The organism is Aeromonas sp. R4-2, from assembly GCF_040908295.1.
Lineage (GTDB): Bacteria > Pseudomonadota > Gammaproteobacteria > Enterobacterales > Aeromonadaceae > Aeromonas > Aeromonas veronii.
This window is the reverse complement of record NZ_JBFODL010000024.1, coordinates 131,930-154,436: the sequence shown is the minus strand read 5'-3', so window position 1 is coordinate 154,436 and position 22,507 is coordinate 131,930. Positions and strand designations below refer to the sequence as shown.

The window sequence follows — 22,507 nt, the reverse complement described above, 5'->3', positions numbered from 1 at the left end:
ATAGTGTAAACGGGCCAATATGGCGACACAATTGTCGGGGCACTCGGAGATCCCATGAGTGACATCCCAACCCTGTATATAGTCCCCACTCCGATCGGCAATCTGGCGGACATCACCCAGCGTGCATTGGACATTTTACGCAGTGTCGATCTGGTGGCAGCTGAAGATACCCGTCATACCGGTATCCTGCTCAGCCACTACCAAATCTCGGTGCCGACCTTCGCCCTGCACGATCACAACGAGCAGCAGAAAGCCGATGTGCTGATCGGCCGGATCAAAGAGGGCAAGAGTGTTGCGCTGGTCTCCGATGCCGGCACTCCGCTTATCAGCGACCCCGGTTATCACTTGGTCACCCGCTGTCGTGAAGCCGGGGTCAAGGTGGTGCCGCTGCCCGGTCCCTGTGCTGCCATCACCGCGCTAAGCGCGGCCGGTCTGCCCACCGATCGCTTTGCCTTTGAAGGCTTCTTGCCCGCCAAGAGCAAGGGACGCGACGATCGCCTGCAAGCCGTTATCGAAGACACCCGCTCGCTGGTGTTTTACGAATCTCCGCGCCGTGTGCAGGATACAGTGGAGGCGATTGCTCGCATTCTCGGTGAGCGTCAGGTGGTGGTGTGCCGCGAGCTGACCAAGACCTTTGAGTCGATCCACGGTCTGCCAGCCTCTGAAATGCTGACCTGGCTTGGCGAGGATGACAACCGCTGCCGCGGCGAGATCGTGCTGGTCGTGGCTGGCGCCTCCAAAGAAGAAGAGGATCTGCCTGCCGAGGCGATCCGCACTTTGGGACTGCTGGTGGCAGAGCTGCCACTGAAAAAAGCGGCCGCCCTGACCGCCGAGATCCACGGCGTGAAGAAGAATGCTCTCTATAAATATGGTCTCGAGCACTATTGAGTCGGTGGAATGGGCCGCCAGATTATTTTATGACCATCACGCTCCTCTATATCTGCGAGCATTCACCCTGTAAACGGGGATCAAAGCGCGATAAATGGCTGTAAACGGGAATTGCCGGTTTACCCCGTGCGTATCGCAAGGCTATAATCCGCGCCTCGGAGTTGGCTGGGCAATCGCTGCTTCGTCGTTGTGTCCCTCGGGACAGACGGGCGGAGGGGAGGAAAGTCCGGGCTTCACAGGGCAGGGTGCCAGGTAACGCCTGGGGGGCGTGAGCCTACGACCAGTGCAACAGAGAGCAGACCGCCGATGGCCCGCAAGGGATCAGGTAAGGGTGAAAGGGTGCGGTAAGAGCGCACCGCGCGACTGGCAACAGTTCGTGGCACGGTAAACTCCACCCGAAGCAAGACCAAATAGGCCCCTATTGGCGCGGCCCGCGTTGGGGGCGGGTAGGTTGCTTGAGCCAGCGAGCGATTGCTGGCCTAGAGGAATGATTGCTACCCGGGGCAACCCGGTACAGAACCCGGCTTACAGGCCGACTCCGACCTCATTCCGAAGAGCCCTGCGATTTATCGCGGGGCTCTTTTTTATGCATGAGAAAATATGGCTTCGTTGGCAGGATATTTTCGACCTTGTCATTTTGAATGAAAATATATGTTTTAAATCAATCGAATAGTTTTGTATTTGGCGCGATGGCAGCGATAGATGGTGATAGAACCCAGGATGGTTGTTCGCACCTACATATTGTGTGTGTTCTCAGTTCATTCACTTATTTCAATTAATCACCAGAGTTTAACGCCAAATAACTTGTGGAAAATCAACCCACTCAATCCGCAACATGCAATTGCTGCGTCAATATGTTCCCTCTGTCCCATCTCCTTGCTTGAAAAGCCCCCTGCACGTCCTTAAACTTCAAGGTGGGGAAAAGTGGATCAAAGTGGTTTTTAGAGGGGCAATCTGCCTGCTCACTCACCTTCAGGGACTGCAATTTGTTGCGTGGCGCTCATGCCATCAGCCTGGACAGTAAAGGGCGGCTGGCAATTCCGACCAAATTCCGTGATTGGCTGCGCGACGAAAGTGACGGCCAGCTGGTCTGCACCATCGATATTGCCCATCCCTGTCTGCTGCTTTATCCCCTGAATGAATGGGAAGAGGTCGAGCGCAAGCTCAAGACTCTCTCCAGCATGAATCCGCAAGAGCGCCGTTTGCAGCGACTGCTGCTGGGACATGCAACTGAATGCGAGCTGGATGGCAATGGCCGTCTGCTGCTCAGTCAGCCACTGCGCAACCATGCGGGGCTGGACAAGAAAATCATGCTGGTGGGCCAGCTCAACAAGTTTGAGCTGTGGGATGAAGCCCGCTGGCAACAACAGGTCAATGACGACATCTTGGGTCTGCCCGGGGACGATTGGGCAAGCTCACCACGACTACAGGATTTCTCTTTATAAATGACCCAAGCCGCTGAACACATCACAGTGCTGCTGCACGAAGCCGTTGAAGGTCTGGCCATCAAGCCGGACGGTGTCTACGTCGACGGTACTTTTGGCCGTGGTGGTCATTCTCGTCTGATCCTGCAGCACCTTGGCCCCAATGGCCGCCTGATCGCCATCGACCGCGATCCCCAGGCGATCGCCGAAGCAGCCAAGATCCAGGATCCCCGTTTCGAAATCGTGCACGGCCCCTTCTCCGGCATCGCCTCCTATCTGGATGAGCGCGGTTTGCTGGGCAAGGTGGATGGCTTCCTGCTGGATCTGGGGGTCTCTTCACCCCAGCTGGATGATGCCGAGCGCGGCTTCAGCTTTATGAAAGATGGTCCGCTCGATATGCGGATGGACCCCACTTCCGGTCAGAGCGCTGCCGAGTGGCTGGCCAAGGCCGATGTGGATGACATCGCCTGGGTGCTGAAGACCTTCGGTGAGGAGCGTTTTGCCAAGAAGATCGCCCGTGCCATCGTGCACGACCGCGTGACCGAACCTTATGTGCGTACCCGTCAACTGGCGGAGATGATTGCCCGGGTCAATCCGAGCAAGGAGAAGGGCAAGCATGCGGCAACCCGCAGCTTCCAGGCCATTCGCATCTATATCAACAGCGAGCTGGACGAGATCGAAACCGCGCTCAACGGTGCACTGGAAGTGCTGGCACCACATGGCCGTTTGTCGGTGATCAGCTTCCATTCGCTGGAAGACCGATTGGTAAAGCATTTCATCCGCAAGCACGAGAAGGGGCCGGAAGTGCCTTACGGCATTCCGTTGACCGAGGCCCAGCTGGCTGGCGGTCGCAAATTGAAGTCGGTCGGCAAGGCGCTCAAGCCTTCTGATCATGAAGTATCTGAAAACAGCCGGTCACGCAGCTCGGTGCTGCGGGTTGCCGAACGGCTGGCGGAGTAAGCGATGAGCGAAGTGCGTGTTCATCTTGCCAAGGAGATCGTTGCCGATCTCTGGCGGCACAAGCTGCAGATTTTTCTGTCGGTCGCCGTGCTGGTGACCGCGTTTGCCGTGATCCTGGTGACCAACATGACCCGCGGTCTGACGGCCAAGCAGAACGATCTGATGGCAGAAGAGGATCGCCTCAATATCGAATGGCGCCACCTGCTGCTGGAGCAGGGCACCCTGGCTGAACACTCCCGGGTGGCGAGTCTGGCGATGGACAAGTTGCAGATGGGTCGTCCGCTGGTGACCACCGAGAAGGTAATTACCCAACCATGAAACGCAAGGCTACAGCCAAAGCTGCCAAAGCGAATGTCAAAGCGCCATCTATCTATCCATGGCGCTTTCGCACGCTTGCGGTGTTTATCGGCATCGCGTTTGTGGGTCTGATCCTGCGTCTTGCCTGGATCCAGGTGATCAATCCGGATCGTCTGCGTCAGGAAGGGGACATGCGTTCCCTGCGTACCACCTCTACCCAGGCGGTGCGCGGCATGATCACCGATCGCAACGGCGAGCAGCTGGCGGTTTCTGTGCCGGTCGAAGCTGTCTGGGCCGATCCCAAGACAGTGCATGAATCCGGTGCCATCAATAACGAGCGAGCCTGGCTGGCACTTTCTGCCGTGCTCAAGCTCGACATCAATACCCTCAAACACCGCATCGCCAACCCCAGCAAGCGCTTCGTCTATCTGCAGCGTCAGGTTACTCCTGCGGTGGCGGAATATATCAAGGGGCTCAAGCTGGGTGGCGTCTACCTGCGCCCCGAAGCGCGCCGCTTCTATCCGACTGGCGAAATCAGTGCCCATCTGGTGGGGGTGACCAACATCGATGGCAGCGGTATTGAAGGGATTGAGCGCAGCTACAACGAGTGGCTGACGGCGACACCCGGCGAAATGCGGGTGCGCAAGGATCGTCAGGGGCGCGTCATCGAGCGGCTTGGCATCGTCAAAGAGGGCAAGAACGCCAACGATCTGCAGCTCAGTATCGATCAGCGGGTGCAGGCTCTGGCCTACCGAGCCCTCAAGCGGGCAACCGACGAGAACAAGGCGACCTCCGGCTCCATGGTGATGCTGGATATCAAGACCGGTGAAGTGCTCGCCATGGTCAACACCCCCTCCTATAACCCGAACAACCGAGGCCAGTATCAGAGCTTCCGGGTACGCAACCGGGTGGTGACTGATACCTACGAGCCAGGTTCGACCGTCAAGCCATTGATTTTGCTCAGTGCCTTGCAGGCAGGTGTCACCAGCTGGAAGGATTTCATTCCCGGTGGTCCGCTCTTTATCGGTGCCAAGCAGATCAAGGACGTCAGTATCCACAAGGCGACCAACCTCTACGATATCCTGCGTTACTCCTCCAACATCGGTATGTCGCGCATCGCGTTGCGGATGCCGGCGCAGGAGATGATCAACACCCTCAGCATGTTCGGTTTCGGCATGGATACTGGCAGCGGGCTGATGGGCGAGAGCAGCGGCATGCTGCCCCAGCGTCGCCGCTGGTCCGATATCGAGCGGGCAACCCTCTCGTTCGGTTATGGTCTGCGAGTCACCCCGCTGCAGCTGGCTTCCGCCTACGCCACCCTGGCCAACAAGGGCAAGCGGGTGCCGCTCTCCATCGTCAAGGTGACTACGCCGCCCAAGGGTGAGCAGGTTATCGATCACAACAACGCCGCTGCCATGTTGCAGGCGCTGGAGTATGTGGTCGACAACGCCATTCCAAAAGCCAAGATCCCGGGCTATCGGGTTGGCGGCAAGAGTGGTACTGCCAAGGTCGCCGTCGCCGGTGGCTATGGCAAGGATTACATGGCCTGGTTTGCCGGTTTCGCACCCGCCAGTGATCCCCGTTTCGTCATGGTGGTGGTGATCAACGAGCCAAAAGGCAGCGCCTATTATGGCGGCGCCGTGGCGACCCCACCGTTTGCAGAGGCCATGGGCGGGGTGCTGCAGCTCTTCAATATTCGTCCCGATGCGGTGCCGCCAGCGGTGCCCACCAAACTTGCCCGTACGGAGGCTTCTCTTGTCCCGCGCACTTGATGCATTACTGCGCTCCTTCGGTATCCAGGCGCCGGCGCTCACCCTGACCGATATCCAGCTGGATAGTCGGCGGGTTGGCCCCGGCTCGCTCTTCGTGGCCATTCGCGGTCATCAAGTGGATGGCAGACGGTTTATCGAACAGGCGGTGGCTCAGGGAGCGACCGCTGTTGTGTTTGAGGAGGATGGTGAATTTATCCCACCATCGACTCCGGTTCCCTGTATCGGGATGCGGGAGCTGCCCGCTCACCTCTCTGCTCTTGCGGGCTATTTCTACGATCAGCCAGCCCAAAAATTGGATCTGGTCGGGATCACCGGCACCAACGGCAAGAGCACTACGGCACTGCTGGTCGCCAACTGGCGCACCCTGCTGGGTGGCAAAGCGGGTGTGATGGGCACCATCGGCAACGGCCTGTTTGGCAACCTGATCGAAGCGGAAAACACCACCGGCAGCGCCGTGCAGGTGCAAGCCAATCTGGCTGCGCTGCAAGCGCAGGGGGCGGATCTGGTGGCGATGGAGGTCTCCAGCCACGGTCTGGTGCAGCACCGCGTCGCCGCGCTGCCCTTTGCCGCCGCGGTTTTCACCAACCTGAGCCGGGATCACCTCGACTATCACGGCACCATGGAGGCCTATGGTGCCGCCAAAGAGCAACTGCTGCAGCTGGTCGATGAGTCGAATGCGGTGATCAACCGTGATGATGAGTTGGGGGCCAAGTGGCTCGAAAAGTACCCGGCAGCGGTGGCGTTCAGCGTTAATGGCCCGATTGAACACCATTCTGGCCGTCAATTAACGGCGCAGCAGCTCGATTTTCACCAGCAAGGTTTTCGCGCGCAGATTAACTCCAGCTGGGGGAATGGTGTATTATCCGCCCCCTTGCTCGGGCGCTTCAACGTCAGCAATGTGCTGGCCGCGATGGGCGTGATGCTGGTGCTCGGTTACGACTTCCACGAGCTGCTGGCAACAGCGCCTCAGTTGCAGCCGGTAACCGGTCGCATGGAGTGCTTTGGCGGTGGTGATACGCCGCTGGCGGTGGTCGATTACGCCCACACCCCGGACGCTCTGGAGAAGGCATTGCAGGCCCTGCGGGTGCACTGCACAGGGCAGCTCTGGTGTCTGGTCGGTTGTGGTGGCGACCGCGATCGCGGCAAGCGCCCCATGATGGCCGCCATGGCCGAGCAGTATGCGGATCGCGTGATCCTGACCGACGACAATCCCCGTACCGAGGAGCCGGCCCGGATCATGGCCGACATGGTGGCGGGTCTTCGCGATCCTGCTGCGGTGCAGGTGGAGCATGACCGGGTCAAGGCGATTGCGCTGGCCATCGGTCAGGCGAGCAAACAGGACATCATCCTGGTGGCCGGTAAGGGTCACGAGGATTATCAGATCATTGGAACCGACAAGCGGCACTACAGCGACCGGGAAACCGTCGCGGCCGCCTTGCACACATTATTGGAGTCATTCAAATGATGACCCTCAGGCTTGCCGAGCTGGCTCAGGTACTCGATGCCCGTCTGATTGGTGACGACGGCGAGATCACCGTCGTCAGTACAGACACTCGCACTCTGGGCGCGGGTGCCCTGTTCGTTGCTCTGCGCGGCGAGCGCTTCGATGCCCACGATTTTTGCGAACAGGCCGTTCAGGCAGGGGCCTCTGCCCTGCTGGTCGAGCGTGAGCTGCCGCTGGCCATCCCCCAGCTGGTGGTGACCGACAGTCTGAAGGGGCTGGGCCGTCTCGGCAAACTGGTGCGTGAGCGCATCAACCCGAAAGTGCTGGCCATTACCGGCAGCTGCGGCAAGACCACGGTGAAGGAGATGGCAACCGCCATCCTGCGTCATGAAGGAGAGGTGCTGGCCACCGCTGGCAACTTCAACAACGAGGTGGGCGTGCCGCTCACCCTGCTGCGCCTCGAGCCTCAGCACAAGTTTGCGGTGATGGAGCTGGGTGCCAACCATCCGGGCGAGATCGCCTGGACTACCTCGCTGGCCAAACCCGATGCCGCCATCATCAACAACGTGGCGGCGGCCCATCTGGAGGGCTTCGGCTCGCTGGAAGGGGTGTTCCACGCCAAGAGCGAAATCTTTGAGGGGCTGAGCGAGGGTGGCACAGCCATCGTCAATGCCGACAACGAATTCTGGCCGAAGTGGCGGGAACGCGGCATTCAGTGCGCCTTCTCCATCGACGATCAGAGCCAGCCGTTCCATGCGCGCAACCTTGTGCTCAACGAGCGAGGCTGCGCCGAGTTCGTGATGGTAACCCCGCAAGGCGAGCTGAGCCTGACTCTGGCGATCCCGGGTCGCCACAACGTGGCCAATGCGTTGGCTGCCGCCGCGGGCTGTCTGGCCCTCGGCGCATCCCTCGCCTGTGTCAAGGCGGGGCTGGAACAGATGGCACCGGTCAAGGGGCGTTTCTGCGTGCAGCGCTGGGGCGGTCTGACCTTGGTGGATGATACCTACAATGCCAGCGTGGAATCCGTGCTGGCGGGCATCGATGCCCTGACCGCCATGGGCGGCTTCAAGGTGCTGGTGTTTGGTGATATGCGGGAACTGGGTGAGGAGTCTGCCGAGCAACACGCCCGGGTTGGCCGTCATGCCCGCGAGCGCGGTCTGGATGCCGTGCTGACAGTGGGGGAAGATAGTCGCCACACCGCAGATGCCGCGGTTGGCCGACATTTCGATAACAAGGCGTCGTTGTTTGAAGTGCTTGCGCAAATGATAAATACACATCAGGAAATTTCGATTCTGGTCAAGGGGGCCCGTGGCTCCCGCATGGAAGATATCGTCGAGATGGTCAAAGGCCATCAGGAGTCAGCCACATGCTAGTCTGGCTGGCCGAACTGCTCACCCCGCACTTCACCTTCTTCAACGTCTTCTCCTACCTGACGTTTCGCGCCATCCTGTCGATCATCACCGGACTGGGGGTTGCCCTCTGGATGGGGCCACGCCTGATACGTCGCCTGCAGATCCTGAAGTTTGGTCAGGTGATCCGCAACGACGGTCCCGAGTCCCACCTCAGCAAGCGGGGCACCCCGACCATGGGTGGCCTGATGATCATTGCTGCGATTTTCACGTCTGTGCTGCTCTGGTGCCGCCTCGACAACCCCTATGTCTGGCTGGTGCTGTTTGTGCTGGGTGCCTATGGCGCCATCGGCTTTGCCGACGACTACCTCAAGGTGGTGCGCAAGAATACCGACGGCCTGATCGCGCGCTGGAAGTATTTCTGGCAATCCGCGGTAGCGCTGGCGGTGGCGGTGTTCCTCTATGCGACCGCAACCCATGAGGGCCAAACCCAGCTGGTGGTGCCTTTCCTCAAGGATGTGATGCCGCAGCTTGGCTTGATGTTTATCGTACTGACCTACTTTGTCATCGTCGGCACCTCCAACGCGGTCAACCTGACCGACGGTCTCGACGGCCTGGCCATCATGCCGACCGTGATGGTGGCGGGGGGCTTTGCCCTGATCGCCTGGGCCACCGGTAACGTCAACTTTGCCAACTACCTGCACATTCCCTACGTGCCCTATACCTCCGAGCTGGTGATCGTCTGTACCGCCATTGTCGGGGCGGGTCTGGGTTTCCTCTGGTTCAACACCTATCCGGCGCAGGTCTTCATGGGGGACGTTGGTTCCCTGGCACTGGGCGGCGCGCTCGGCACCATCGCCGTGCTGGTCCGTCAGGAGTTCCTGCTGGTGATCATGGGCGGCGTCTTCGTGATGGAGACTGTCTCGGTGATCCTGCAGGTGGGTTCATACAAGCTGCGCGGCGTGCGGATCTTCCGCATGGCGCCGATCCATCACCACTACGAGAAGAAGGGCTGGCCGGAGCCGCGCGTCATCGTGCGCTTCTGGATCATCACCCTCGTGCTGGTGCTGCTGGGTCTTGCCACTCTGAAGGTGAGGTAAGGCCATGGTCATCATCATCGGATTGGGCAAAACCGGACTTTCCTGCTTCGACTACTTCCTCGGCCGTGGCGTGACGCCACTGGTGATGGATACCCGTGCCAACCCGCCCGGCAAGGATCAACTGCCGCCTGAGGTAGAGCTCATTCACGGTCTCGACGAGGCGCAGCTCAAGCAGGCGCACATGATCGTCGCGAGCCCGGGTATCGCGCTGGCGACCCCCGAACTGAAAGCAGCTGCCGAGTGTGGCGTGCAGATCGTCGGTGATATCGAGCTGTTTGTGCGCGAGACCCAGACCCCGGTGATCGCCATCACCGGCTCGAACGGCAAGAGCACCGTTACCACCTTGGTGGGCGAGATGATTGCCGAAGCCGGTCTCAATGTCGGCGTGGGCGGCAATATCGGCACGCCTGCGCTGGAGCTGCTCAAGCAGCCGATGGATCTCTGCGTGCTGGAGCTCTCCAGCTTCCAGTTGGAAACTACTCACAGTTTGCGTGCTGCTGCATCCGTGGTGCTGAACCTCTCAGAAGATCACATGGATCGCTATCAGGGCATGGCCGACTATCGCGCCGCCAAGATGGAGATCCATCAGCACTCCAAACACATTCTGGTCAATCGTGACGATGCCCAGACCCTGCCCGATGTGGGTCAGGTGTGGCAGAGCTTTGGTCTCGATTGCAATGGCTATGGCCGTTGTCTGCTGGATGGCCGCCACTGGTTGACCCTGCACGGCGAACCGCTGTTGGCAGTGGACGAGATGAAGATCGTCGGTGCCCACAATCAGGCCAACGCCCTTGCGGCCATGGCGCTGTGCGATGCGGTCGGTATTCCCCGTGCGGCTCAGCTTACCGTGCTGCGTCGTTTCGAGGGCTTGCCCCATCGTGCCCGCTTCGTGCGCGAGGTGAACGGGGTGCGCTGGATCAACGACTCCAAAGCCACCAACGTGGGGGCCACGCTGGCTGCCGTTGCCGGTGTGCGCGAGTCGGTCAAGGGGCGCCTGCTGCTGCTGGCCGGTGGTCAGGGCAAGGGGCAGGATTTTGGCCCGATACAGGCGCTGCTGGGTAACCAGATCGATCACATGTACTGCTTCGGTCAGGATGCCGAGGTGCTGCTGGCACTGGGCGAGCAGACCGAACGGGTGGCCGACTTGGCCGCTGCGGTTGCCAAAGCAGCGGCCGATGCGAAGCCCGGTGACTGGGTGCTGCTGGCGCCGGCCTGTGCCAGCCTCGATCAGTTCAAGTCGTTCGAGGTGCGCGGCGATCGCTTCACCGAGATGGTGCTGGCGCTATGAACGCCCTTCGCGCAGCAGCAGGTCTGTTCCAACGCTGGCTGTTACCGGCGCGTCCTGCCGGTCTCTACGATCGGCAGCTGGTACTGCTGGCGCTCTCCCTGATGGCGGTCGGGGTGGTCATCGTGGCCTCGGCGTCGATCCCCGAAGGGATTGCGCTGGGGGATGACCCCTTCATGTTTGTGAAGCGTCACGCCCTGTTTCTGGTGATGGCGCTCGGTATCTCCTGGTTTGTGTTGCAGGTGCCGATGGCGCGCTGGCAACAGCACAACGGCCCCATGCTGCTGCTGGCGATCTTGATGCTGGTGCTGGTGCTGCTGGTGGGCCGAAACGTTAACGGTGCGGTGCGCTGGTTGCCGCTCGGCCCCTTCAACCTGCAGCCTGCCGAGTTTGGCAAGCTGGCGCTGTTTGTCTATCTGGCCGGTTATCTGGTGCGGCGCCAGAGCGAAGTGCGTGAAGCCTGGATCGGCTTCCTGAAACCGCTGGCGGTGTTCGGGGTGCTGGCGGTCTTGCTGCTGTTGCAGCCGGACCTGGGTTCCACCGTGGTGATGTTCGTTACCTCGTTTGGCATGCTGTTTCTGGCCGGAGCCCGACTGGGACAGTTTTTGACCCTGATCGGCGCGGGTCTCGGCTCGGTGGTGATGCTGATCATCGTCGAGCCCTACCGGATGCGGCGGGTGACCTCCTTTATGGATCCCTGGGCCGACCCGTTCGGCAGCGGCTACCAGTTGACCCAGTCGCTGATGGCGTTTGGTCGTGGCAGCTGGTTTGGCGAAGGGCTTGGCAACTCTATCCAAAAGATGGAGTACCTGCCGGAAGCGCACACTGACTTCGTGTTTGCGATCCTCGGTGAAGAGCTGGGTTACGTCGGGGTGCTGGGCGCCCTGTTCCTGATTTTTGCGCTGGCGGTCAAGGCGCTCAAGCTGGGGCATCGCGCGCTGGTGGCAGAGCGGCTCTATGACGGTTATCTGGCCATCGGCATCGGCATCTGGTTCAGCTTCCAGACCTTCGTTAACGTCGGCGCGGCCAGCGGCATGATGCCAACCAAGGGCTTGACCCTGCCGCTGGTGAGTTACGGTGGTTCCAGTCTCATCATCATGTCGGTGGCGGTGAGCATGTTGATTCGAATCGATTTTGAGTTGCGTCAGGCGACAGCCCAGGCGCGCGTGCGGGAGGTTTAGTGAGCAAGACTCTGTTGGTGATGGCGGGTGGTACCGGTGGGCATGTGTTCCCCGGTCTGGCCGTGGCCGATCGCCTGAAGGCCCAGGGCTGGACTGTCCACTGGCTCGGCACTGCCGACCGGATGGAGGCGGAGCTGGTGCCCGCCCACGGTTATCCCATCTCCTTCATCGATATTCAGGGGGTGCGTGGCAACGGCATCAAACGACTGCTGGTGGCGCCCTATCGCATCGTCAAATCGATCCTGCAGGCGCGTCAGGTGCTCAAGACCGTTCGCCCTGATGTGGTGCTCGGCATGGGCGGTTTTGCTTCCGGCCCGGGTGGCGTGGCGGCCTGGTTCTCCGGCATCCCGCTGCTGCTCCATGAGCAGAATGCCGCTGCCGGCATGACCAACAAGTTGCTGGCCCGTATCGCCAGGCGGGTGTTGATGGCATTTCCGGGCGCCTTCGCGCCGAGCCGTCGCACCGCCGTGGTCGGTAATCCGGTGCGTCCCGAAGTGGTCGCCCTGCCGGATCCGCAACTGCGCAGCGGGGATGAGCCACTGCATCTGCTGATCGTCGGCGGCAGTCTGGGCGCTCGGGTGCTCAACGAGCAGGTACCTGCTGCGGTGGCGGCATCCGGCGTGCCTATTGAAGTGCGTCACCAGTGTGGCAAGGGCAATGCCGAGACTGTCTCTGCTGCCTATGCCCAGCACGGCATCAATGCCGAGGTGAGTGAATTTATCAAGGATATGGCCAGCGCCTACGCCTGGGCCGACCTGGTGGTTTGCCGTGCCGGTGCCCTGACTGTTTCCGAAGTGGCTGCCGCCGGTGTGGCCGCCATTTTCGTGCCGCTGCCCCATGCGGTGGATGATCACCAGACCCGAAACGCTTTGACCCTGGTCGACGGTGGTGCAGCCGAGTTTCTGCCCCAGTCCGAGCTGAATACCGCATCGCTGGCGGCGCGTCTGACCTGGCTGGCTGGTCGCAGGGAGACCCTGTTTAACATGGCGAAAGCGGCTCGCCGCGTCGCCATCACCGATGCGGCCGAGCGGGTTGCAGATGAGTGCAAACAGCTCGCAACCGGGCAGCGTGGTAAAGATTGATGAGCAAGGTTGCAGCGGTGACACCGTGCAGCCTTGTACCTGTATGTATTGATGCCGCCGTGCAACTGCGCTTTGACGGCACATGGCCTGCGGCAGACTAAAGAGACGATTATGACCAAGGTTGAACTGGCAAAACTGCGTACTGTGATCCCCGAAATGCGCCGCGTGCGTCGCATCCACTTTATCGGCATCGGTGGTGCCGGTATGGGCGGGATCGCCGAAGTGCTTGCCAACGAAGGGTATCAGGTAACGGGTTCTGATCTGGCTCGCAACGCCGTAACCGAGCGGTTGGCCGGACTGGGTGCTCACATCTTTGTCGGCCACAGTGCTGAACACGTTGAGGGTGCCAGCGTGGTGGTGGTCTCTACCGCCATCAAGCAGGACAACCCGGAGCTGCTGGCTGCCCGCGAACTGCGGATCCCGGTGGTGCGCCGCGCCGAGATGCTGGCCGAGCTGATGCGTTTCCGCCACGGTATCGCCATTGCCGGTACCCACGGCAAGACCACCACCACCAGTCTGGTGGCGAGCATCTATGCCGAAGCCGACCGCGACCCGACCTTCGTCATCGGTGGCCTGCTCAACAGTGCCGGCACCAATGCCCGACTGGGCAGCAGCCGCTACCTGATCGCCGAGGCGGACGAGAGTGACGCCTCTTTCCTGCATCTGCAGCCGATGGTCTCTATCGTGACCAACATCGAAGCGGATCACATGGATACCTACGGCGGTGATTTCTCCAAGCTGAAGGCCACCTTCATCGAGTTTCTGCACAACCTGCCCTTCTACGGACTGGCGGTGGTCTGCATCGATGATCCGGTGATCCGTGGCATGTTGCCCGAGATTGCCCGTCCGACCTTGACCTACGGTCTCTCTGACGATGCCGATGTGCAGGTGCTGGATTTTGTCCAGACCACCAACCACAGCTGCTTCCGTGTTCGCCGCAAAGAGGCGGGTGAGCTGCAGGTGACCCTCAATTTGCCGGGTATTCACAACGCATTGAACGCCGCAGCGGCGATAGCTGTCGCGACAGAGGACGGTGTTAGCGATGAGGCCATCATCTCTGCACTGGCCAAATTTGAAGGGGTCGGTCGTCGCTTCCAGCAGTATGGCGAGTTTGAAACCGGTCGCGGCAAGGCGATGCTGGTGGACGATTACGGTCACCACCCGAGCGAAGTGAAGGTCACGATCAATGCTGCCCGTGCCGGTTGGCCCGAGAAGCGTCTGGTGATGGTGTTCCAGCCGCACCGTTATACCCGCACCCGCGACCTCTACGAGGACTTCGCCGATGTGCTCTCCAAGGTAGACGTGCTGGTGATGCTGGAGGTTTATGCTGCCGGTGAGGAGCCGATCCCGGGCGCTGATGGACGGGCACTGTGCCGCTCCATTCGCTCGCGCGGCAACCTGGAACCCATCTTCGTCGCCACGCCAGATGACGTGCCAGCCGTGCTGGCCGACCTGATCGGCGAGGGGGATTTGGTGCTGACTCAAGGCGCCGGGAACGTCGGGGCTCTGGCCCGTCGTCTCGGAGAGATGAAATTGAGCATAGATAGCATGAAATCTGGCGCCTGAGGGCCCAATGAGTATTTTGACCGCCAAGCCGGGGCCTATATAATGGCGAACCGGTCTGTCAAAGGCCGGTTTAGCGCGTTACACGGGGATCGATCGGGTGGAGGCAAGGGCACAGGGGCGCACCAAGGGTGGCTTCATCGCAGGGGTAGCATTTTTCCTGCTGGTGATATGGGGCTGCTACCGGACGGCGCTGGATGTTAAAGGTTGGCTGACAGATGCCAACCGGTTGCCCATGAGCGAGCTGTTGCTGCAGGGGCAACACCAGTATTTGCAAACCGAAGAGCTGCGGATGGCCGTGCTGGATGGCGCCGAGCTGCGCAACTTCTTCGAATTGGACGTCAACGAATTGCAGGCAAGGCTCAATGCCTTGCCATGGGTGGCCTCGGTCTCGGTACGAAAGAAGTGGCCGAACAAGATCAAGATCTACCTCACGGAACAAGATGTGGCGGCGCGCTGGAATGGCAACCGCTTCGTCAACACCAAGGGCAAGGTATTCAGTGCCCCGGATCGGGTCAAGACGCCGCTGTTGCAGCTGTCAGGGCCGGATGACCAGGCCGCCCGGGTGTTGAAAGAGAGTCGGCAGTACGAGTCGCAACTGGCTGCCAAGGGATACAAGTTGCTGGGGGTGAATCTGACCCCCCGCCATGCCTGGGAACTGACCCTGGATGGCAATATCAAGCTGTTCCTGGGACGCAATGACATTGCGCTCCGGTTGCAGCGGTTTATCGATGCCTTCCCGGTTATCGAACCCCGTGCGCAAGTCGCCTACGTGGATCTTCGATACGACACCGGAATGGCAGTTGGCTGGAAGAAGAGCGAAGAGAAAGTGCATGACCAACACCGCAGATAGGAATTTGATTGTCGGACTGGATATCGGCACAACCAAGGTGGCGGTTCTGGTCGGGGAAGTATTGCCGGACGGTGAACTGAACGTCATCGGTATGGGCAGTCACGCTTCTCGCGGAATGGAGAAGGGCGGGGTCAATGACCTCGACTCCGTGGTCAAGTCACTGCGCCGCGCGGTGGAAGAGGCCGAGATGATGGCAGATTGCCAGATCAGCTCGGTCTATCTGGGGTTGTCCGGCAAGCATATCGATTGCCGAAACGAGACCGGTATGGTGCCCATCTCCGATGAAGAGGTGACCCAGGAGGATGTGGACAACGTGATCCACACCGCCAAGTCGGTTCGCCTCTCCGACGAGCTGCGGGTGCTGCATGTGCTGCCTCAGGAGTTTGCCATCGATTATCAGGAAGGGATCAAGAATCCGGTCGGCCTCTCCGGTGTGCGGATGGCGGCCAAGGTTCACCTGATCACCTGCCATAACGACATGGCTCGCAACATTGAGAAGTGTGTGGAGAAGGTCGGTTTGCGCGTGGATCAACTGATCTTCTCCGCGCTGGCCTCCAGCTATGCCGTGTTGACCGAAGACGAGAAAGAGCTGGGTGTCTGCGTGGTGGACATCGGTGGCGGCACCATGGACATGTCGCTGTTTACCGGCGGTGCCCTGCGCCACACCAAGGTGATCCCGTACGCTGGCAGCACTGTGACCAGCGACATCGCCTACGCCTTCGGCACGCCGCCGCTCGACGCGGAAGCGATCAAGGTGCGCTACGGTTGCGCCCTCGGCCGTCTGGTCAGCAAGGAAGACAATATTGAAGTACCCAGTGTCGGCGGTCGCCCGGCGCGCAGCCTGCAACGGCAGACACTGGCAGAAGTGATTGAGCCCCGTTACACCGAGTTGCTCTCCATGGTGAATGATGAGCTGGTGCGGGTACAAAGCGAGTTGAAAGCGCAGGGGGTCAAGCATCAGCTGGCAGCCGGTGTGGTCTTGACCGGCGGCGCTGCCCAGATTGAAGGCATTGTGGAGTGTGCAGAGCAGATCTTCCAGAGCCAGGTCCGGGTGGGAGAGCCCATGAACATACGTGGTTTGAGTGATTACGTGCAGGCACCGGTGTACTCGACTGCGGTCGGGTTGCTGCAATATGGCCGCACCCATCAAGCCACAGGTAGCAACAAAGAATATGCCGCCAAGGCAAGCGTCGGTGGCCTGGTCAAACGGGTGAGCAACTGGCTGCGTGGCGAGTTCTAAGAATTTTGCTGAGTCAGGCAAATAAAGCGGAGAGACAACATGTTTGAATTTATGGATAGCCACACTGACGAAGCCGTCATTAAAGTGATCGGTGTAGGTGGCGGCGGCGGTAACGCTGTCGAACACATGGTTCGTCAAAATATTGAGGGTGTTGAGTTTATTACCGTCAACACCGATGCCCAGGCACTGCGTAACTCCAGCGCCAACACTACCCTGCAGATCGGCGGTGGCATCACCAAGGGTCTGGGTGCCGGTGCCAATCCGGAAGTGGGTCGTGATGCAGCCATGGAAGATCGCGAAGCACTGCGTGAGCTGCTGACCGGTTCCGACATGGTGTTCATCGCCGCCGGTATGGGCGGTGGTACCGGTACCGGTGCTGCGCCGATCGTGGCCGAGGTGGCACGCGAGATGGGCATCCTGACCGTTGCTGTAGTGACCAAGCCGTTCTCCTTCGAAGGGAAGAAGCGGATGGGCTTCGCCGCGCACGGTATCGAAGAGCTCTCCAAGAACGTCGACTCCCTGATCACCATCCCCAACGACAAGTTGCTGAAGGTGCTGGGTCGCGGTATCTCCCTGCTGGATGCCTTCAAGGCGGCCAACGATGTACTGCTTGGCGCGGTACAGGGCATTGCCGAGCTGATCACCCGCCCGGGCTTGATCAACGTCGACTTCGCGGACGTACGTACCGTAATGCGTGAAATGGGTACTGCCATGATGGGTACCGGTTCCGCCTCCGGTGATGACCGTGCTGAAGAAGCGGCCGAGAAAGCCATCTCCAGCCCGCTGCTGGAAGACGTGGATCTGGCTGGTGCCCGTGGCATCCTGGTCAACATCACCGCCGGTATGGACATGACCATCGAAGAGTTCGAAACCGTGGGTAACGCGGTCAAGGCCTTCGCTTCCGAGAACGCCACTGTAGTTGTGGGTACCGTAATCGATCCGGAAATGCACGACGAACTGCGTGTGACCGTGGTTGCTACCGGTATCGGTGCCGAGCGCAAGCCCGACATCACGCTAGTCAAGAGCAGCCAGGTGCAAGAGCGTCCGGTACGTCAGCCGCTGGTTAGCGACATGATGCAAGGCCGCGTGATGGACGAAGCCCCGGCCAAGGTGGTCAACGCCGAGCCGCAAGCTCGTCGTGAACCGGATTACCTGGATATTCCGGCGTTCCTGCGCAAGCAAGCTGACTAAGCCTCCTATGGCTCTCGTTTGTTTGTTGTTCAAGGAATGTGCTAAGATGGCCTGCCAACGACCATCTGGTCCGGATTTTAAGCTGTTTAGGGTACACCCATGATTAGACAAAGAACCTTGAAAACGAGTGTACAGGCGACCGGTGTCGGCCTGCATTCGGGCCGGAAAGTCACCATGACGTTCCGTCCGGCGCCTGTGAACACAGGAATCGTTTACTTGCGTACCGACCTGAATCCTGTGGTGGAGCTGCCAGCCAATGCCGATCAGGTGCGCGATACCGTGCTCTGTACCGCTCTGGTCAACGAAGCCGGTGTCCGTGTCTCTACCATTGAGCACCTCTCCGCCGCGCTGGCCGGGATAGGGATCGACAACCTCTATGTCGAGGTTGACGCGCCCGAGATCCCGGTGATGGACGGCAGTGCACATCCCTTTATCTACCTGCTGCAGGAAGTCGGGATCCGTGAGCAGAATGCTGCCAAGCAGTTTGTGCGGATCAAGAAGAGCATCCGGGTTGAAGATGGCGACAAGTGGGCGGAATTCCACCCCTATCGCAACGGCTTCAAGATGGATCTCGAGATCGATTTCCAGCATCCGGTCTTTGAAGGGCGTAATCAGCGTTGCGTGCTGGACTTCTCCGGTGCCTCCTTCGTGAAAGAGATCAGCCGTGCCCGTACCTTCGGGTTCATGCGCGATATCGAGTACCTGCGTTCCCAGAACCTGGCGCTGGGCGGAAGCCTGGAAAACGCCGTGGTACTGGACGACTATCGGGTGCTGAACGAAGACGGTTTGCGTTATGAGGACGAGTTCGTCAAGCACAAGATGCTGGACGCGATTGGTGACCTCTATATGTGTAACCGCAGCATCATCGGTGAGTTCCGTGCCTACAAGACCGGACATGCCCTGAACAACAAGCTGCTGCGCGCCTTGCTGGCCGAGCAGGAGGCTTGGGAACTGGTGACTTTCGAGGGTGAGGGCGACAAAGCGCCTATCGCTTACTACGATAACGGTCTGGTTCTGGCCTGATAGCAGTGCAACGGAACGTCGGTCCTCTCTCCGCACCGACGTTCCGTCATTTGTTTACTCCATCCTTTAATACCGATTATCTCCCGGTTTTATTTCCCGTGCAGGCTCCTGGCCGCACCTGACCGAGCAGACTGATTTCTATGAGCATTACCCTGATCCTCCACGGCAAGCAGCGACGCAAGTTGCACCTGCCCAAACAACGTCTGGCTTGGGTCGGCGGTATTCTCTTATCCCTGTTGGCCCTTGGTGGTGGTTGGCTCTGGCAGAGCTGGCACCAGAAAATGGAGGCGCTGGAAGTGGCGCTTGCCGTTGCCGAGCAACAGTCCGTCGACCAGAGTGGCGACGAAGCCCGTGAACAGTTGGCAATGCTGGCTGCTCAGGTAGGCACCATGCAGGGCCAGCTTGGCCGTCTCAATGCCCTCGGCGAACGATTGACCGAGCAGGCCGATCTCGATCCCGACGAGTTCAATTTCAAAGAGCTGCCCCCCATGGGCGGCCCTTCTTATGATGAAGAGCTGGAAGTGAGCCTCAACGAGCTGCAAGCCTCGATGAAACACCTCAGCCAGCAGCTCAGCAGCCGTGAAGAGCAGCTGTCGGTACTTGAATCTTTCATCATGAATCACCATATCACCGATGCCGGTTTTATTTCCGGCACGCCAGTCAAACAGGAGCGAGTTTGGGTCTCGTCCGGGTTTGGTGGACGGGTCGATCCGTTCAACGGGCGTGCCAAGATGCACAAAGGGGTCGATTTCCGTGGCAAACCCGGAACCCCGATTCTGGCCACCGGGCCCGGCATTGTCAGCTGGGCGGGCCGTCATCCGGAATTTGGCAATATGGTGGAGATTAATCACGGCAATGGCCTGGTCACCCGCTATGCCCACAACTCCAAGTTGCTGGTCGAGGTGGGCACCCTGGTTGATCAGGGTCAGAAGATTGCCTTGATGGGACGCACCGGTCGCGCGACCGGGGTCCATCTGCATTACGAAGTGTTGAAAGATGGTCGTCAGGTCAACCCCGCACGCTTTCTCAGTGCCAGACGGGGTTAGGTTTTTTTCTTCAGGTTCCAGTGACGGAACGCTTTTATAACCAGAAATAGTTGGTACCCATGATTAGCACACTGCTTACCAAGATTATCGGCAGCCGGAACGACAGAACGCTCAAGGCTTTGCGCAAAATTGTAAAACAGATCAATGCCATGGAGCCGCAATTCGAGGCTCTTTCTGATGCCGAGTTGCAGGCCAAAACGGCTGAATATCGTCAGCGTATCGAGCAGGGTGAGACCCTGGAGCAGTTGCTGCCGGAAGCGTTCGCGACCGTGCGTGAAGCCTCCAAGCGGGTGTTTGGCATGCGCCACTTCGACGTGCAGCTGATCGGCGGCATGGTGCTGAACTCCAACCGCATCGCGGAAATGAAAACCGGTGAAGGTAAGACTCTTACTGCGACTCTGCCAGCTTACCTGAACGCCCTGAGTGGCCGTGGTGTGCACGTGGTGACGGTGAACGACTATCTGGCCAAACGTGACGCTGAGGCAAACCGCCCGCTGTTTGCCTTCCTCGGCATGACCGTCGACTGCAACGTGCCCGGTATGGATGCGTCCCAGAAGCGTGACGCCTATGCCGCAGACATCACCTACGGTACCAACAACGAATTCGGTTTCGACTACCTGCGCGACAACATGGCGTTCTCGCCGGAGCAGCGCGTACAGCGTCCGCTCAACTACGCGCTGGTGGATGAGGTGGACTCGGTGCTTATCGATGAAGCCCGGACTCCGCTGATCATCTCCGGTCCGGCCGAAGATAGCTCCGAGCTCTATATCCGCGTCAACAAACTGATCCCGCTGCTGGTCAAGCAGGACAAGGAAGACACCGAAGAGTACACCGGCGACGGTCACTACACAGTAGACGAGAAGAACCGTCAGGCCCTGCTGACCGAAAACGGTCAGATCTTCGTGGAAGAGCTGCTCAAGAAAGAGGGGCTGCTGGACGAGAACGACTCCCTGTTCTCCGCCTCCAACATCAGCCTGCTGCACCACGTCAATGCGGGTCTGCGCGCTCACACCTTGTTCGAACGAAACGTGGACTATATCGTCCAGAAAGACGAGATCGTCATCGTCGACGAGCACACCGGTCGTACCATGCCGGGTCGTCGCTGGTCAGATGGTCTGCATCAGGCCGTTGAAGCGAAGGAAGGGGTGAAGATCCAGAACGAGAACCAGACACTGGCATCCATCACCTTCCAGAACTACTTCCGTCTCTACAACAAGCTGGCGGGGATGACAGGTACTGCAGATACCGAAGCCTTTGAATTCCAGCAGATTTATGGCCTGGATACCGTGGTTATCCCGACCAACAAGCCGATGGTGCGCAAGGACATGGGCGATCTGGTCTACCTGACCGCCAATGAGAAGTATGCCGCCATCATCGAAGATATCCGTCAGTGTGTGGCCAAGGGCCAGCCTGTACTGGTTGGTACCGTCTCTATCGAGAACTCCGAGCTGCTCTCCGGCATCCTGACCAAGGAGAAGATCCCGCACAAGGTGCTGAACGCCAAGTTCCACGCCATGGAAGCGGAGATCGTCGCCCAGGCCGGTCAGACTGGCGCTGTCACCATCGCCACCAACATGGCCGGTCGTGGTACCGACATCGTGTTGGGCGGCAACTGGCAGGCAGAGATTGCCAAGCTGGAGAACCCGACCAGCGAGCAGATTGCCGAGCTGAAAGCCGCCTGGCAGGTGCGTCACGATGCGGTGCTGGCCGCTGGTGGTCTGCACATTATCGGCACCGAGCGTCACGAATCCCGTCGTATCGACAACCAGCTGCGCGGCCGTTCCGGTCGTCAGGGTGACCCGGGCTCCTCCCGTTTCTACCTCTCCATGGAAGATACCCTGATGCGGATCTTCGCCTCCGATCGCGTGACCGGCATGATGAAGAAGCTGGGCATGGAAGAGGGCGAAGCCATCGAGCACCCGTGGGTCACCAAGGCGATCGAAAACGCCCAGCGCAAGGTGGAAGGTCGCAACTTCGACATCCGCAAGAGCTTGCTGGAGTTTGATGACGTGGCCAACGACCAGCGCAAGGTGGTCTACGAGCAGCGCAATGAGCTGCTGGATACCAACGACATTTCCGAGACCATCCACGTTATCCGTGACGACGTCTACGGCGCGGTGATCGACGAGTACATCCCGCCCCAGTCTCTGGAAGAGATGTGGGATGTGCCGGGTCTGGAAGCACGCCTGAAGGCGGACTTCGCGCTGGATCTGCCGCTGCAGCAGTGGCTGGCGGAAGATGACAAGCTGTATGAAGAGAAGCTGCGCGAGCGCATTCTGGACGAAGCCACCAAACTCTATGCCCACAAGGAAGAGCTGGTCGGCAAAGAGGTGCTGCGCAACTTCGAGAAAGCGGTGATGCTGCAAACTCTGGATGGTCTGTGGAAAGAGCATCTGGCGGCCATGGATCACCTGCGTCAGGGCATCCATCTGCGCGGTTACGCCCAGAAGAACCCCAAGCAGGAGTACAAGCGCGAATCCTTCGATCTGTTCACCCAGATGCTGGAAACCCTCAAGCGCGACGTGGTCAGCATCCTGAGCCGTGTTCAGGTGCAGGAGCGCGATGTGGAAGCGATGGAAGAGCAGCAGCGCCAGCAGGCGGAAGCCGCTCCCCGTACCTATACCCACGCCGCTGCCGAGAGCCAGCTGGCCGATGAGCAGGCCGCAGGCGAAGAGGGCCACACCACCTTCGTGCGCGACGAGCAGAAGGTCGGTCGCAACGATCCCTGCCCGTGTGGTTCCGGCAAGAAGTACAAGCACTGCCACGGTCAGTTGACCTGATCGACGCTATGCCATAACAGGCGGGCCAA

18 protein-coding genes and 1 other RNA gene are annotated in these 22,507 nt (G+C 59.8%); all 19 read left to right on the top strand.

Translation table 11 applies throughout. The features are described 5' to 3' along the window. Positions 1-54 precede the first annotated feature (54 nt). The gene (gene rsmI / locus AB5Y99_RS18875; protein WP_113740263.1) at positions 55-888 is read left to right on the top strand and encodes a 16S rRNA (cytidine(1402)-2'-O)-methyltransferase; all 834 of its coding nucleotides are present in this window, start codon (positions 55-57) and stop codon (positions 886-888) included. Positions 889-1,045: 157 nt separating this feature from the next. Next, an RNA gene (gene rnpB / locus AB5Y99_RS18870) (RNase P RNA component class A) lies at positions 1,046-1,432 on the top strand. A 442-nt stretch (positions 1,433-1,874) separates the two neighbouring features. After that, a complete protein-coding gene (gene mraZ / locus AB5Y99_RS18865) occupies positions 1,875-2,333 on the top strand; it encodes a division/cell wall cluster transcriptional repressor MraZ (RefSeq protein WP_013723406.1) in 459 nt (152 codons plus the stop codon). Next, the gene (rsmH, locus tag AB5Y99_RS18860; RefSeq protein WP_005336168.1) at positions 2,334-3,272 is read left to right on the top strand and encodes a 16S rRNA (cytosine(1402)-N(4))-methyltransferase RsmH; all 939 of its coding nucleotides are present in this window, start codon (positions 2,334-2,336) and stop codon (positions 3,270-3,272) included. Positions 3,273-3,275: 3 nt separating this feature from the next. Further along, complete coding sequence (ftsL, locus tag AB5Y99_RS18855; protein WP_005336166.1) at positions 3,276-3,590, top strand: cell division protein FtsL; 315 nt, start codon at positions 3,276-3,278, stop codon at positions 3,588-3,590. Continuing rightward, positions 3,587-5,341: a peptidoglycan glycosyltransferase FtsI gene (locus tag AB5Y99_RS18850; RefSeq protein WP_005336163.1), complete on the top strand. Its 1,755-nt coding sequence runs from the start codon at positions 3,587-3,589 to the stop codon at positions 5,339-5,341. The genes ftsL and AB5Y99_RS18850 overlap by 4 nt, the downstream gene beginning before the upstream one ends. After that, entirely contained in the window at positions 5,274-6,806 is a 1,533-nt protein-coding gene (gene murE, locus AB5Y99_RS18845; protein WP_368210502.1) for a UDP-N-acetylmuramoyl-L-alanyl-D-glutamate--2,6-diaminopimelate ligase, read from the top strand. Before AB5Y99_RS18850 ends, murE begins: the two co-directional genes overlap by 68 nt. Next, positions 6,803-8,158, top strand: a complete 1,356-nt coding sequence (murF, locus tag AB5Y99_RS18840; protein ID WP_368210499.1) for a UDP-N-acetylmuramoyl-tripeptide--D-alanyl-D-alanine ligase — start codon at positions 6,803-6,805, stop codon at positions 8,156-8,158. The genes murE and murF overlap by 4 nt, the downstream gene beginning before the upstream one ends. Further along, the gene (gene mraY, locus AB5Y99_RS18835) at positions 8,152-9,234 is read left to right on the top strand and encodes a phospho-N-acetylmuramoyl-pentapeptide-transferase (RefSeq protein WP_005355120.1); all 1,083 of its coding nucleotides are present in this window, start codon (positions 8,152-8,154) and stop codon (positions 9,232-9,234) included. The genes murF and mraY overlap by 7 nt, the downstream gene beginning before the upstream one ends. 4 nt (positions 9,235-9,238) lie before the next feature. Further along, positions 9,239-10,522, top strand: coding sequence for a UDP-N-acetylmuramoyl-L-alanine--D-glutamate ligase (gene murD / locus AB5Y99_RS18830; protein WP_368210496.1), 1,284 nt, complete (start codon positions 9,239-9,241; stop codon positions 10,520-10,522). Further along, positions 10,519-11,700: a cell division protein FtsW gene (gene ftsW, locus AB5Y99_RS18825; RefSeq protein ID WP_005336154.1), complete on the top strand. Its 1,182-nt coding sequence runs from the start codon at positions 10,519-10,521 to the stop codon at positions 11,698-11,700. Before murD ends, ftsW begins: the two co-directional genes overlap by 4 nt. Next, complete coding sequence (gene murG, locus AB5Y99_RS18820) at positions 11,700-12,782, top strand: undecaprenyldiphospho-muramoylpentapeptide beta-N-acetylglucosaminyltransferase (protein ID WP_058057545.1); 1,083 nt, start codon at positions 11,700-11,702, stop codon at positions 12,780-12,782. The genes ftsW and murG overlap by 1 nt, the downstream gene beginning before the upstream one ends. A 111-nt stretch (positions 12,783-12,893) precedes the next feature. Then, positions 12,894-14,348: a UDP-N-acetylmuramate--L-alanine ligase gene (murC, locus tag AB5Y99_RS18815; RefSeq protein ID WP_005336150.1), complete on the top strand. Its 1,455-nt coding sequence runs from the start codon at positions 12,894-12,896 to the stop codon at positions 14,346-14,348. Between the two features lie 97 nt (positions 14,349-14,445). Continuing rightward, positions 14,446-15,198, top strand: coding sequence for a cell division protein FtsQ/DivIB (locus AB5Y99_RS18810; RefSeq protein ID WP_005336149.1), 753 nt, complete (start codon positions 14,446-14,448; stop codon positions 15,196-15,198). Further along, on the top strand, positions 15,179-16,438 hold the full coding sequence (gene ftsA, locus AB5Y99_RS18805) for a cell division protein FtsA (RefSeq protein WP_005336148.1): 1,260 nt from the start codon (positions 15,179-15,181) through the stop codon (positions 16,436-16,438). The genes AB5Y99_RS18810 and ftsA overlap by 20 nt, the downstream gene beginning before the upstream one ends. Positions 16,439-16,477: 39 nt before the next feature. Beyond that, the gene (gene ftsZ / locus AB5Y99_RS18800; RefSeq protein ID WP_005336147.1) at positions 16,478-17,629 is read left to right on the top strand and encodes a cell division protein FtsZ; all 1,152 of its coding nucleotides are present in this window, start codon (positions 16,478-16,480) and stop codon (positions 17,627-17,629) included. Positions 17,630-17,728: 99 nt separating this feature from the next. Further along, positions 17,729-18,652: a UDP-3-O-acyl-N-acetylglucosamine deacetylase gene (lpxC, locus tag AB5Y99_RS18795; protein ID WP_368210494.1), complete on the top strand. Its 924-nt coding sequence runs from the start codon at positions 17,729-17,731 to the stop codon at positions 18,650-18,652. A 140-nt stretch (positions 18,653-18,792) separates the two neighbouring features. Next, positions 18,793-19,698 (top strand): M23 family metallopeptidase, encoded by a 906-nt coding sequence (locus AB5Y99_RS18790; RefSeq protein ID WP_224969337.1) that lies wholly within the window; start codon positions 18,793-18,795, stop codon positions 19,696-19,698. A gap of 59 nt (positions 19,699-19,757) precedes the next feature. Continuing rightward, entirely contained in the window at positions 19,758-22,478 is a 2,721-nt protein-coding gene (gene secA, locus AB5Y99_RS18785) for a preprotein translocase subunit SecA (protein ID WP_005336144.1), read from the top strand. Positions 22,479-22,507: the final 29 nt, after the last annotated feature.